Annotated in this window: 14 protein-coding genes and 3 pseudogenes; 3 read left to right on the top strand and 14 right to left on the bottom strand. The window is 44.6% G+C overall.

Annotated elements, in window-relative coordinates; translation table 11 throughout:
• Positions 1-23: 23 nt before the first annotated feature.
• From CWM52_RS07110 to CWM52_RS07135, 6 genes are read right to left on the bottom strand one after another with little or no spacing between them, the layout of a single operon-like run.
• On the bottom strand, positions 24-659 hold the full coding sequence (locus CWM52_RS07110) for a peroxiredoxin-like family protein (RefSeq protein WP_100683462.1): 636 nt from the start codon (positions 657-659) through the stop codon (positions 24-26).
• An 11-nt stretch (positions 660-670) separates the two neighbouring features.
• Positions 671-1,438: a DNA alkylation repair protein gene (locus CWM52_RS26075; protein WP_133121730.1), complete on the bottom strand. Its 768-nt coding sequence runs from the start codon at positions 1,436-1,438 to the stop codon at positions 671-673.
• Positions 1,438-2,982: an FAD-binding oxidoreductase gene (locus CWM52_RS07120; RefSeq protein WP_100683464.1), complete on the bottom strand. Its 1,545-nt coding sequence runs from the start codon at positions 2,980-2,982 to the stop codon at positions 1,438-1,440. The genes CWM52_RS26075 and CWM52_RS07120 overlap by 1 nt, the downstream gene beginning before the upstream one ends.
• Positions 2,979-3,833 carry a class I SAM-dependent methyltransferase gene (locus CWM52_RS07125; protein ID WP_100683465.1) on the bottom strand — a complete coding sequence of 285 codons (855 nt, stop codon included), beginning with the start codon at positions 3,831-3,833 and terminating at the stop codon, positions 2,979-2,981. Before CWM52_RS07125 ends, CWM52_RS07120 begins: the two co-directional genes overlap by 4 nt.
• Positions 3,834-3,848: 15 nt before the next feature.
• On the bottom strand, positions 3,849-4,694 hold the full coding sequence (locus tag CWM52_RS07130; protein WP_100683466.1) for a GNAT family N-acetyltransferase: 846 nt from the start codon (positions 4,692-4,694) through the stop codon (positions 3,849-3,851).
• Between the two features lie 28 nt (positions 4,695-4,722).
• Positions 4,723-5,208 (bottom strand): MarR family winged helix-turn-helix transcriptional regulator, encoded by a 486-nt coding sequence (locus CWM52_RS07135; protein ID WP_131048558.1) that lies wholly within the window; start codon positions 5,206-5,208, stop codon positions 4,723-4,725.
• 242 nt (positions 5,209-5,450) lie between these two features.
• Between CWM52_RS07135 and CWM52_RS27075 the strand changes: the two are divergent.
• Positions 5,451-5,837 (top strand): annotated as a pseudogene (locus CWM52_RS27075) (transposase domain-containing protein); the annotation flags it as partial.
• Here CWM52_RS27075 and CWM52_RS07145 read toward each other — a convergent pair.
• The gene (locus CWM52_RS07145; protein ID WP_100683468.1) at positions 5,829-6,740 is read right to left on the bottom strand and encodes a LysR family transcriptional regulator; all 912 of its coding nucleotides are present in this window, start codon (positions 6,738-6,740) and stop codon (positions 5,829-5,831) included. The pseudogene CWM52_RS27075 and the gene CWM52_RS07145 sit on opposite strands and share 9 nt — an antisense overlap.
• Before the next feature lie 100 nt (positions 6,741-6,840).
• On the opposite strand from CWM52_RS07145, the gene CWM52_RS07150 reads away from it, so the two are divergent.
• Positions 6,841-7,839 (top strand): aldo/keto reductase, encoded by a 999-nt coding sequence (locus CWM52_RS07150; RefSeq protein WP_100683469.1) that lies wholly within the window; start codon positions 6,841-6,843, stop codon positions 7,837-7,839.
• A gap of 190 nt (positions 7,840-8,029) precedes the next feature.
• Here CWM52_RS07150 and CWM52_RS07155 read toward each other — a convergent pair whose 3' ends face one another.
• The 5 genes and pseudogenes from CWM52_RS07155 to CWM52_RS07180 all read right to left on the bottom strand — a co-directional run bounded on the left by CWM52_RS07155 (position 8,030) and on the right by CWM52_RS07180 (position 10,293).
• Entirely contained in the window at positions 8,030-8,524 is a 495-nt protein-coding gene (locus tag CWM52_RS07155; protein WP_100683470.1) for a GNAT family N-acetyltransferase, read from the bottom strand.
• Positions 8,521-8,814, bottom strand: a complete 294-nt coding sequence (locus CWM52_RS07160; RefSeq protein ID WP_100683471.1) for a DUF1778 domain-containing protein — start codon at positions 8,812-8,814, stop codon at positions 8,521-8,523. The genes CWM52_RS07155 and CWM52_RS07160 overlap by 4 nt, the downstream gene beginning before the upstream one ends.
• 378 nt (positions 8,815-9,192) lie before the next feature.
• Positions 9,193-9,588 (bottom strand): annotated as a pseudogene (locus CWM52_RS07165) (aconitase family protein); the annotation flags it as partial.
• Between the two features lie 151 nt (positions 9,589-9,739).
• Complete coding sequence (locus CWM52_RS07175) at positions 9,740-10,054, bottom strand: CcdB family protein (RefSeq protein ID WP_100683472.1); 315 nt, start codon at positions 10,052-10,054, stop codon at positions 9,740-9,742.
• A 2-nt stretch (positions 10,055-10,056) separates the two neighbouring features.
• Entirely contained in the window at positions 10,057-10,293 is a 237-nt protein-coding gene (locus CWM52_RS07180) for a type II toxin-antitoxin system CcdA family antitoxin (protein ID WP_100683473.1), read from the bottom strand.
• 179 nt (positions 10,294-10,472) lie between these two features.
• On the opposite strand from CWM52_RS07180, the pseudogene CWM52_RS07185 reads away from it, so the two are divergent.
• Positions 10,473-10,638, top strand: a pseudogene (locus CWM52_RS07185) (transposase); the annotation flags it as partial.
• Between the two features lie 217 nt (positions 10,639-10,855).
• Here the strand turns inward: CWM52_RS07185 and CWM52_RS07190 are convergent.
• Together CWM52_RS07190 and CWM52_RS07195 are read right to left on the bottom strand one after the other, a co-directional pair.
• On the bottom strand, positions 10,856-12,013 hold the full coding sequence (locus CWM52_RS07190; protein ID WP_100683474.1) for an MFS transporter: 1,158 nt from the start codon (positions 12,011-12,013) through the stop codon (positions 10,856-10,858).
• Between the two features lie 46 nt (positions 12,014-12,059).
• On the bottom strand, positions 12,060-12,962 hold the full coding sequence (locus CWM52_RS07195) for a DMT family transporter (RefSeq protein ID WP_100683475.1): 903 nt from the start codon (positions 12,960-12,962) through the stop codon (positions 12,060-12,062).
• Between the last annotated feature and the right edge of the window lie 200 nt (positions 12,963-13,162).

The raw sequence follows: 13,162 nt of genomic DNA on the forward strand, positions 1-13,162 counted from the left end.
TTAATGAGTCGATTTTACAATAGTCAAAGGTTAGCGCTTATATCGCAAATATCGGCTCGCTCCATATAATTTGTGTTCACTGAAGCAAAAAGGACTTTTTTGTCTTTGCCGATAATATAGGTTGCCGGAATTGGCAACTGATAGGTCGCATCATCGTTGAAAGCTTCAAGGTCTGCGCCAAGTTCTTTATAAAGATCACACATATTTTCTTGTAATGAGAAGACTAAACCAAATCGCTTAGCGACTTTATTGCCTTTATCGGACAATATGTTGAACTGCAAGCCATTCTCTTTAGTTGCCGCATTGTTGTACGCCGCTGTTTGCGGTGAAATAGCAATAACTGATGCACTATCTACAATTTTATTGTTTACTGCTTCCTGGTAGTGGTTAAGTTCTGCCATACAAAATGGACACCAGTTACCTCGAAAGAAGCTGAGTACGACGCTGTTTTCTTTTAGTACCTCATAAAGTGAGACTTGCTTACCTTCCGAAGAAGGCAACGTAAAATCAGGTACTGTCTCGCCAACCTTTAGTGCATGAGCTTCTAAATTTTTATTCATCAGCTCGCAAAGTGATTGAGAAAACGCATTCAGGATGTTCTCTGGCAGTTGTTGGGCCATGCCTTGCTGGATATGCTGAAATTTTTCTGCTAGTTTCATATTTCTTATCCTTATTTAGTTTTGCGAATTGAACGCAATGCCCGTTTGACAATGCGCTGTGTTGATTTCGAATTACTTTCCATTAACCATTTTTCACAAACGTCGGAAACCCATTGGGGCTGAGACTTACTGGCATCGTTTAGCCAGTTGGCGACAGAATCCTGAACGTAGATTTCAGGCTCATTTTTCAATGGCTCAAGCAGAGGAAGTGCTATTGCCGGCTGCTCTTTTAATGCAGCTATATGTCGACACCAGACGCCTCGAGGTCGGAGGCATTCCACGGCGAAACGACGAATAAAAGGGTGCGGGTCAACCACCCAGGGAGAAAGAAGTTCTATTGAATAAGCCAGATCTAATTCCAGTTTTCCTCTGGCAGCCATCCAAACCCACTCTCTAACGCCAAAATGAGCATCTTTAGCATGAGGTTGGATTTTTGTAAGCAGCTCTGGTAGTGAAAGTTCTGGTAGTTGCTGAGGTAGAATAAAACAGGCCCATCCTCTGACAGTATCAGCGACGTGCTGCGATAATACGGAATAAACGTTTTGCACTGTATTAGTTGTGCCAAATGTTTCAGCAAGTACCTTTCCTGTCACTCGCATTCTGGGCAGAATGCCTGATGGCTGACTATCGGCAATCGTCGTCATCATTTTATTTAGCAGACTTTGGCTGCATAAGGGGCTTATAACGACTTTAAATAAATATTCCTGATCTATTTTTAAACACTCACTTAAATTTGTCGTAGCCGCAATCCCATTATTTAAACTTTCGATTCGCTCCATTATTCATACCTTCCCGGAGACATAATGTTTTTAGGATCAATTGTATTCTTTATTTGCCGGGCAAAAGTAGTATGGGTAGTATTCCTGGTAAAATGTGTATGCATAAATGCAGAATGCAGTCGGTAAGGTGTAAAACCCAAGCGTTGCCCTGAGCTGAGTAATTCACGATAACAATCAAAGGCGCGTTGCTCATCTGACGTTCCTGGCGAAAAAACAAGCGGTAGCGTGCTATCAAAAACATTTGCTGATAGTGATGTCAACGTAATAGCAGGTTCGATATCATACTTTTTACAGATGGTATAGATGAAGTCAATGTACTTCTCAAAGTCAGCAGATCTCATCGGCACAAGTGGTGAATACCACAGCAAACCACATTTATCGATGGCTGGGTTTAAGTTACCACGTTTCTCCTGGTTGCGATTTTTATAATAAGCGAGACGTAGGGAAATATCAGAAGGTACACCAGAAAACAATCCTAAAACTTCTGGAAGTCCACTCATGCTTTGTTTAAGCTTTCTAAATATGCCAGGAATGAAAAATGAAGTTTTACGTGCAAACTCCGCACTTCCAGACGTTATAAATAGTATTTTTCTACTAACTGGCGCAAGTTCTCTTTTAATTAGAACTCTCGTTGCCTTTGCATGTTGCTTAGTGCCGTAAATAGTGCCAACGATCAACCATTGTGAATTGCAGCCTCGTCTCACGACGTGTTTTGCATCCTGACTGGCATCCTCACTCATGATTGCTATCCGCTCGGCATTCATTACGTTTATTCCACCGATATTCCCTCTCGCTTTCTCTAACACAGTTCGAATAGAAGCTATTGCCTGGGTGAGTTTCTCGTATTTAACGTGAGCTACAACCATCTGTATTAATTGTGGTTTCTTTTCCACAACCAGCGTCATTGATGTTACTATACCCATATTGCTCTGGCTAAATATACCATCCAGATAAGGGCCAATGCCCCATTTTAATAAAGGAGGAATACCGTGCTCGACTAGTGGAGAACGATAAATTTCGCCATTAGGTAAAATTGCTTCTAACCCTGTTACCGCTGCGAAATGATCGGCTATCGGCGTGATGCCATACCCTCTTTCAAGTGCGTTTCCGACAATACTACAGTTAGGGCCAGCTCCAGTTGTCGGCACCATATACTCAAGGCCCCGAGACTGGAAATAGTTATATAAATCCACTTGTGTAACGCCTGGCTCAATAGTCAGTAGGCTAAGATTGTCATCAAGAGCTATCTGCTTTAGCCTATCTAAAAGCACCAGAATACATCCCTTCTGTGAAGGCTGGCTTGTGCCGTAACCCCAATTGTGGCCAGTGCTTACTGGATAAAGTGGAAAATTAATCCTGTTTGCCAGGATAACGAGTTGCTGAACTTGCTCTTTATTATCCGGGCGCACTACCAGGCTTACTTCTTGAGTATTAGATGACGTATCAGCAGTAAAAGGCTCTACTGCTCTACGATCAGATATTATGCAGTGTTCAGGTAGAATAGTCCTAAGTACTATTTCAAGTTGTTCCGACTTTTCTGTCATAGCAGACTCCGTATTCCGCCCATGCGCAGAAAGAGCTTAAGCATGTTAAAATCATTTCTCTGCTGAGTATTAAGCTGTTTTATCATTAATTTTAATTGTCTTGTCTGGTCATAAGTAAGTGTATGCGAAGCGCTTTTTATAACAATGATCATTGGTACAAGCAGCGTAGAGAAGACTTCCGCCTTATCCCCTAAATATCGTTGCGTTAAATATTTGAAATCCTCAAGCTCAAATGCTGCCTTTAACGAGTTTCTATAATCTTCTTTAACGAAATCGTTTGCTACCGTGTTCAAAAAGAAATCAATTGTTTCAGTCCTTTTAGCTTTTCCGAAATCGTATAGATAGAGGCGCTTTTCAGGTTTCAATATCCTGCTAATTTCAATAAAAAGACGAGTAAGTAATTCTTTATTTGGCAGGTGATGTATTGCCATTGATGAAACAACAACATCTATACTCTCATTATCTAACTCTTCAATATTGGTGATATCTTGTTTTATTAGTTTTATATTGTTAATGTTTCTTTTTTTAATATTTTCATGCGCTAGCGCAAGCATCTCTTCAGATAAATCGATACCAATAAATCGACTTTCTGGATTAAGTTGCGCCAGAATACAAAGTAAATTGCAGGGACCACACCCGAGATCGACTATCGTATGGTTTGCTTTGATTAGACCACACATTTGGATTATATGATAATAATACACACCTAAGAGTACCCCCTCTTTCCCTTCATAATCATAGGCAGCAGCACCAAAATGATCTTCCATTAACATTTCAGGTTCTGGTTCTCGTAAAAAATTTGGGCGAAGAAATAGCTCCCTTGCTACACAAGGAAGTAAATTAATAAGCATTGTGTTAATCCTTTATTAGTTGAGTGTAGGGTATAGCCAACCAATAATCTCTCTTTGTTTTTCTGGCAGGTTTTTGATATTAACACTACATTCTTCAAAATATTTCTTAATATGTGACTCTCGCCATACAGGAAGATAACTTAAATCATTGTTGCGATTTTCAATATTACAATGATGATAGGTTTCATCATGTTGATTGAGAAGATACTCTATACTGGTACTGTGGCCATCTTCTCTAAATACATTATTCTTTGCTATAGCTTCTATTGTATCGACAGTATTTAGCCTTAAAGGTATAGACTTCGCATTATTGAGTGTTGAGTATTCCTGAATCATACCTATTTGTTCAAATTTAAATAATTTTTTGTAAACTTCGGCAACTCTTGGATGAACCGCAATAAGTATTGATTCAATATTTCTATGCGAACAGACATATAGAAATATTGCTTTGTATAACAAAAATGTTATTCCATGATGTTGATACTCAGGAGCAATGGCGAACGAGCCTATTTCAGCAAATTTGATATTTTTCTGACGCAAGGATGTAGTTTCAACTAAATGGACATTGTCCATCGGGACCCCGATAGGTGAGTCTTCAATTAACGATATTGTTCCGATTATACGATCTTTTTTTATCGCAATAACTAGTCTGTTATTTGGTAAGATCAGATGGGGTGAGAAGTAAGGCTTCTTCTTGTCACTTGTAACGAGCCCTTTTCTGACATACACCTTATGTATAAGCTGCATTGCTTCAATAAACTCATCTGATGTAGAAGCGAATTTTATTTTTAAGTTCTCTTCAGGATTAACTAATTTTTTGAGTTGTGATGCAAGTTGTTGGCGCTTCCTGTCCTGATACATACTAGCTATCCTTAGGATTTAAAATTATTTATTTACCAGAGGAATTCTGGAACATTTTATCTAGAATTTGAACTAACGCCTCCATTTCCATATCTGTCAAATTTCTTGTTATGTTAGCTATCCATTGGCTATGCTCCATAAATAATTTCTGTATTAACTCTCGCCCTTCCTCGGTCAGTGTGATTTCAAGTTTTCGGCCATCAGAAGGCACACTACTTCTTTTTATCAGGCCATCTTTTTCCAATGATGTGATCAATGACGTAATAGTCGGTTTGGTAACCCCAGTTAGTTTCGCCATCTCTAAAGGTGATAATATTTCATGATCAAATAGTAGTGTTAATATCATAAAACGGCTTTCAGAAAGCTGATAAATTCCTAAGCGTTCGGCACACTCTCTATCGATTCGATCACCTGCGGAAAGCAGGCTAAAGCAAGCTTTTACTGCTGTTAAATCAACTATTCCATGCTTCTTTATTATATTTATTAGCGAGCTATATTTTTTTTCCAGCTTCACATTAATGTTCTCTATTAGCAAACTAGTTAGATACCTAACTACATAAGTTATCTAATGCTTAGATAACATGTCAAGTTAAAATTAGATTATTTTTTACCCGTCACGTCGGATAAGCACAGCCAGTTGCCTGACTGTGTACTCCTAAGAACGGAGCGTGTGACTTTCACCGCACTCCGCTCAAGCCTCTCAAAGGCATTTATTGTTATGTACAGCAATACGAGAGGGTTATGGCCTGACCGCTGCTCCCGCTTGAAATGATGGTCTGGTGCATTGTCGGCATGGCGCTTGAACACAAAGGGCCCCTTCACCAGATGGTTAATCGTCTGGATATTATGCTGCCGGGCAAGCTTTTCTCGCAGTTCATCAGGAGAATACATTCTACGCGTTCTCCCGCCGCTGGTAGTGTTGTTCAAGCTCTTCCAAGCTCAGTGAAGCCATATTTGAATCCTGACCGCGCCGATGTACGACATTCGCCGACCGGCGAGCCGCTCACCTCTTCGGGGCCAGCGCGACAGGCGCGCTGTTCAACGCCTGCGGCGTTAGCCCGAGTCCGGGCACCACTATTCTTATGTTACGCCTTACTGTGCATTACAGTATTTTACCAGTACTTTGAAATAAAATTACTGTAACGCATTTTTATTCATCGACATCACCCATGTTATGAATGTTCGCAATGGCACCGGGATATGCTTACGGCTTGGGTAGTAAATATTGAAATTATCCGCAGGATAATTAAAATCAGACAGTAACCTGATAAGTCTGCATTCTTTAATTTTCTCCATAACAAGATTTTCATAAACAAATGCAATTCCTAACCCGGATTCCGCAGCCTGGATCATTGCCACATCGGAATCAATAACCAGATCACCTTTAACAGAAACTTCCGTGGTATCTCCCTGAGGACTGATAAATTCCCAACGATATAGCTCCCCACCAGGAAAGCAGCGATTAATACACCTGAAATTAACGAGTTCCTTTGGTGAAGAGGGTTCGCCTGCTTCTTTTATGAAATCCGGGCTTGCTACTGGAATAAGAGAGAGTTTTTCTCCAAATGGAATCGCAATCATATCTTTAGGAACATCTTGCGTATAGCGTATACCTGCATCGAAACCTGAGTCTATAATATTGACTTTCCTGTCGGTTGCGAATAGCTCAAGTTTAATATCTGGATATTCATTTTTGAACTTAACGAAGTAGCGTTGAAAGAAGAGATCAAGCACAACTCGTGGCAGGTTTACTCTTACCACGCCTTCCGGTTTTGCCCTGTGATAATTAAGATTATCAATGACGCGCCGGTAATCATTTAAGACTGGAGTAACGTCATTAAGAAACTCATCACCGACAGCAGTCAACGAAAGACTCCGGGTCGAACGATTTAAAAGTCTGACACCCAGTTTTTCCTCAAGGTTATTTATTGCAATCGTTAAAGTGGGTGGTGAAACATTCAACTCTTTTGCTGCTTTACGAAAACTCCCGTGTTTCACAATAAGAATTAGCATTTCAATAAGTTGCAAATCGGGGATGTTTTTCATTGTTAAATTCCATAAAACACTGCATTAGAGATATATTAATTGTTATAAATATAAAATGGAAGTATATATTTAATAACATTTTACACACGAGGAAAATAAGGTGAAAACACGTTATCTAGGAAAGGATAACTTCCAGGTTTCTGCATTAGGTCTTGGATGTATGGGGATGAGCTTTGCCTATGGTGGCGCCGAAGAATCGCAGGCTATTAACACCATCCACACGGCGGTTGATTTGGGTGTCACCTTCCTTGATACCGCAGAAGTTTATGGCCCCTTTGATAACGAAGTGCTGGTCGGGAAAGCCATCAAAGGAATTCGCGATAAGGTACAGATTGCGTCTAAATTTGGTTTCCGCATCCTTCCAGCCGGGCAAGGGCTTGAGCGTATGGCTGGCGTTGACAGTCGTCCCGAACATATTCGCCAAGCGGTAGAAGGCTCACTTAAACGTCTCAATATCGAGGCTATTGATTTACTTTACCAGCACCGTGTTGACCCAACTGTACCCGTTGAAGATGTTGTCGGGACTATGGCTGAACTCATCAAGGAAGGGAAAATTCGCCACATCGGACTTTCTGAGGTTTCTGCCGATACTTTACGCCGGGCCTGCAAAATTCATCCGATCACCGCAGTCCAGACAGAATATTCTCTCTGGACTCGCGAGCCGGAAGAAAGCATTATCAAAGCCTGCCGCGAGTCAGGAGTTGGATTTGTGCCATATAGCCCATTAGGCCGTGGATTTTTGACCGGGAAAATTACGGATCAATCAGGCTTCGCCGATGATGATTTTCGTCGCAATCTTCCTCGCTTCCAGAAAGAAGCTATGCAGAAAAACCAACAATTGCTCAGCCAACTGCAGGATGTCGCGGGTAAATACCGCTGTACCCTGGCACAACTGGCCCTCGCCTGGGTGATGAGCAAGGGGGATGATATTGTTCCCATTCCTGGCGCGCGGAAAATTGAGCATTTGCAGGATAATGCTGGCGCGCTCAGCCTGAACATTTCCAGCGATGATATTAAAACCATTGACTATATATTCACTCCTGACAATGTTCACGGGTTAAGATATAACCAGGGTGATTTCAATTTAATCGACAAATAATATCCCGCAATAAATTCTCCCGCCTTTCTGGCGGGAGATAAAGTTTCATATGAATACAGCCGTATCCCGCGCATCAGGAATGCCTGCAGCTATTTATGCTTTGTCCGTTGGTTCTTTTGGTATTGGTACTGTCAGTATCCCGGCAAACCGGAGCATTCATTTTTCGATATTCACTTGCACAACATCAATTTCAAATGGATAAACTCCCCACCAAATCCCCCAACGTCACCACCAGCATCATCGAGTCAATCGGTGAAGGCTCAAACCCGACACGCAGGTAAAATTCCCGCATTTCATCAGACAGCGCATGAACCAACATCCCTCGGATACCGATAGTATCCGCCACCTGAATCACCCGCAACCCCGCATCACGCACCAACGCCCGACCAATGCCCTGACCATGCAATGATTTATCTACCGCCAGACGTCCCAGCACGACTACCGGGATCGGATCGGGCATATTGCGGCGAAAGCGTCCGGGGGCGGCATTCGTTGCCACTGCACTGGAAGCCAATGAGTAATACGCCAACACTTTTGAATCATCGCAACTAACGAAAGTTCGTGATGCGCCAGTGACCTGATTTTTCATAGCGCGTAGTTTTAGCCAGTTGTCCATAGACTCAACGCCGCAACAGAATGGAGATAGTACATGTTCGGCGTGGAGTGGCTCAGGGGCGGAAATCATTTTTTCTGTTCCCACGGCGCAGGCGTTTGCATGGTTTTACGCAGCGCAGCATTCGGTGAAGGAGCCTGATCCAAACGAGCGAGAAATTCCTGATAAGCATCGGGATCTGCCATGATGATGCGCTGATCGATCAACGCTTCCTCTGCGGCGGCGCGGGCAGCCTCAAGAACAAAATCAGTGCGATTTTTCCCTCTAGCCTTCGCCGCACGGTCGATAAGGTCGCGTTCAGCTGGCTTGATGCGTAAATTCAATGTTTCACGTTTGACAGAAACGCTGTTCGTCACTGGCATGATGTTATCCTCCGACCTACTCTCTGGATATTAATCATACAGCAAGCGTAATGCTAATGTCATTACGCTTTATTAGTGTCACAGGGAACCGAACCGAAGGAACGAACCGAGAATTTTTTATCATCTATGATCCATCACTCTGATCTATCGATGAAAAAACGGGTCAAATCATGGGTCTTGACAACAAGGCCGATTAAAATTCACGATATATTTCAACTTAATAGATAACTGAATGATCCCGAGTCCGGGCACCACTATTTAAAGAACCCGCCCACAAGGCGGGTTTTTGCTTTTGGGCTTCTGGTAGATGTCTGAGTATGCAGGTCAACCTGGCAGCCACCTTCCCTCCCCCCTGGCACTATTTCCACTCCTTTCTGATTACACTACCGTCTGGAAAATCACACCTTCGGCCTTCTCTGTGTACTGGGAAAGCTGGTTGAAGTTCAGATAACGGTAAGTGTCCGCCGCGGTCTCATCCACCTGCGCGACGAAGGTCTGGTACTCTTCCGGCGTCGGCAGTTTGCCGAGCAGGGAAGCGACCGCGGCCAGTTCCGCAGAGGCCAGATAAACGTTAGCGCCGGTCCCTAAACGGTTCGGGAAGTTACGGGTCGAAGTGGACACCACCGTCGCACCGTCCGCCACGCGCGCCTGGTTACCCATACACAGGGAACAGCCAGGGATTTCGATACGCGCACCGCTCTTACCAAACACGCTGTAGTAGCCTTCTTCCGTCAGTTGCGCCGCATCCATACGGGTTGGCGGAGCCACCCACAAAGGAAAAAACCAAAGCCTCGTTAATCAGACCGTTTGACGGTTTCAAAACAGTGATAAGGAACAATGTGTCAGTTCCGTTCGGCGCAAAAAACAGTGAAGCTTTTCTTCTGCGTACGATAGCCGAACTGAAGCAGGTGCCCGGCAATCGCGGCTAAATGCCGTCAATGAGAAAATCAATTGCAGCCTTTACCTGCGAACGGTACTGCGCAGCATCGCAGAACACCGCCCCCAGCGCCTGAACCGGGATACTTGCCAGCTCGTGGGTCATTACCGCGTATTCTCTGCCGTCTGTCAGACTGACGAAGGGAACAAGGCGATCCGGGCGGTGGCCTGCCGGATACCTGTCAACCGGCAGCAGCGGGATCACTATCCGGCGGTTCAGTTGTCCAATAATATCGCTGGTGACATCGAGCAGCAGAGGGTAAACGGTGCTTTTACCAGTATTCGCATATACGGTGAATTGCATGGTTAAAATGTCCTGTATTCATCGCTGAAACAGCCATGCTCATCATGGAAACGATTTAGTGCTTCAATGGCTTCCCTGTTCTCTTCCTGCCATTTTTTCGCTTCATGGTGCCGAAGCTCGGCATCTAACGCGGCTGTCAGGGTCGCACTCAGGTTAATGCCTGCCTCACGCGCCCGGGCCAGTAAGGCGCGTTCCACCGTCATGGTCACGCTCTGTGTGCTGCGTTGTTTCGCTGCCATGGTCCCTCCCCTGCAATGAATACCGTGCAAATTACACGGCCTAATGCACTTATTATAGCACTGAAAACAGACCCGGCGACCATTGCCGCCCTTCACATTTTACAGTCGGTCGTCATACCTGTTCCGTCGTCCACAGCAATTGTCAGTATCCCTGCAAAACGAATCATTCACTTTTAGAGATCTTCCGACATACTAAAGCCCGATTCACCAAACCCCTGATCATTGCCGTTCTGAAGTCCGTCGAAGCCGGACGTACCGTTAAGGATGTCTGCCGTGAAGCCGGTATCTCTGAACAACTGGAAAGCGAAGTCTGGCGGTATGGAAGCCTCTGATATCAAAAAGATGACTCAGAACTGCTTCCCGCGTTATGGCGACTGACGTCTGCATACCAAAACGGTCGATATCATCGACAACCGCTTGTTTCAGCGCTTCATGCGTCGCGAGTCCAGGATACGAGCAAGAGATGAACTCCCCCATTTTCTGCCATCACCGATAGGTGATTTCTTTGCCCTCCCTTTTTACCACTACCAGTTCATTAATATGTGAAGAAAAGACCCTGACTTTATATTTCAGGGACCTCTGTGTTCTCTTTTTTGCCCGTTTTCCATTGTGCGACCTTAAGTGTAGTGACCACCAGCAGAGACAAAATCGCCAGCAATAAAGTGCTTACCCCGAGCGTCCTGCCGAAGCCCATACCGGTATCCGTTAGTTTTACGGCGAAAAAGCTAATGGCTCCGGCGCTCACAGTCTGAATAAACCCGGTAACCGATGCCGCAATACCTGTCTTCGTGCCTTTAATTTGCAGGGCGATAAAATTCGCGGTCGGGTAATAAGCGCCAAGGCTTAAGTTAAAAACCATCGCACCGGCGATGCATAAGAGCAGTGAATGGCTGCCAAGAATAAAAGGGACAACCGACAACGCATTAACAATAAACAATACCCACGGATTAATCATTCGTTCGAACTTCGCCATCTGATTTCCGAGGATAAAAAACAGTACGGATGCTGAGAAAAGCAGAGAATAGTTCAGCGTACTCAGACCAAACTGCTGCATAAAAATAGCCGGAGACAGCGAGATATAGCAAAACAGCGAACTCAGGATAAGTGAGACCAGCAGCGTCCCCTGGATAAACGCCGGGGTGACAAACCCGGAAGATGAGGGGAGCACCACCGCATCATGGCGCGCAAGGGCGCGCGGAGACAACAGCAGGGTCACGACGCTAAACAGGGCCATCACAAGGAACAGGCTGTTCCAGTTCAGATGCCCAAGAATCAAAGCCCCGACCAGCGGCGCAATCAGAGGAACAACCGCACTGGCCGAAGAGATATCGGAAAGCGCGCGCTTGAGGATCAGCGGGGAAAACGTCTCTTTTGCTATCGCTTTGGAAAGCACCGGCCCGGCCCCCGCGCCTACGGCCTGTAACGCTCTGCCAGCCAGTAACGTCATTAAACTTTCGGACATAAAGCAAAGAATGCTTCCGGCGAGGAAAAGTAAAAAACTGGCCGTCAACACCCGTAATTTACCCAGTTTTTCGCCGATGAATCCTGATAATAACTGGCTACCGGCGTATATCACCAGAAAACCGCTAATTGTCAGCTGAATGGTCGAATAATCAGTATTGAAAGCATTTTGTAATATCGGTAATGCCGGCACTATCATATCCGTCGCCAGCGCGGAAACCGCCGCGGCGAGAATAAGATACAAGTACATCCTGAACATCGCTAATTCGTCCTTAAATTATGAGTTTAAATCATTCCATTACTATTTATGCATGCACCGCGGCTTTTTTAGCCAGTGAACAGGTGGCGATCCCAGTCAAAATTAACAGCGTGCTCAGCAAGTGATAAAGATGTGGCTGGGTATGCAAAAAAAGAATACTTAATATGCCGCCAGAAAGCGGAATAATATGGGTATAAATTTCACCACGCGTTGCACCAATGGCGGCGATGCCTTTGTTCCAGAACAGATAGGCCAGCCACGAGGGAAAAATCACCAGGTACGCTAGTCCGCTGAGGAAATAGATATCGTGGTATGCGGCGAATGAGGTCGTCGGGTGTCGCCACAGCCAGAAAGTCACCACCGGAAGAAGAATCAGGGCGCCGAGAAATGAACTGGCGGCAACGAAAGCGTTAGCAGGTATGCGGCGATCCTTATTACGCAACAGCGAACAATACAACGCCCAGCTCAACGCCGATCCCATCGCCCACAGATCGCCATGGCTAAAACTTTTCAGCCCCGCTGATTGCCTCAGGTTACCGTGCAGCAGGAGGACCAGCACGCCAGCGGTGCTAAAGATCACGCCCAACCAGTTACGCGCCGATACCCGATCGTGGAAAATCAGACGATTAATAATAAGCACCATGCAGGGGGTCGCTGACATGTAAATCGCCGCATTCAGCGCGGAGGTCGACTGCAGGCCAATATAGAGGGTTAAAGGGAAACTCACCTGCCCGCACAGCGTTAAAATCAGCAGCGTAGAGGCATTCTGGCGAAGCAGTTGCTGACTTTCGCGAATTTGTCGATGATAGAGCACCAGCAGCAGCAGCGCCGTTAACGCCCATCTTGCTTCCGTCATGAGAATCGGATCCGCACCCTGAACGAGAATATGTCCAACGACATAATTCCCTCCCCAGAACAGGGCCGCCAGCGTGAGTAACAGGTAAGGCATGCTGATTCCTTGCATCACTTCAAACTGTACTAAATAGTAACGTTTTATTTTTAATAACATCAACTATTTTTTAATATCATTGAAACAAAACAAGTTATACCATTAAAATCAATTAATTATAAAAAATACCCGCCAGTTATAAAATAAACTTGCAGCACCATTATCGGTACTATAACGTATATATACCATGCGCTTTACAA

Source organism: Raoultella sp. T31, from assembly GCF_002806725.1.
Lineage (GTDB): Bacteria > Pseudomonadota > Gammaproteobacteria > Enterobacterales > Enterobacteriaceae > Klebsiella > Klebsiella electrica.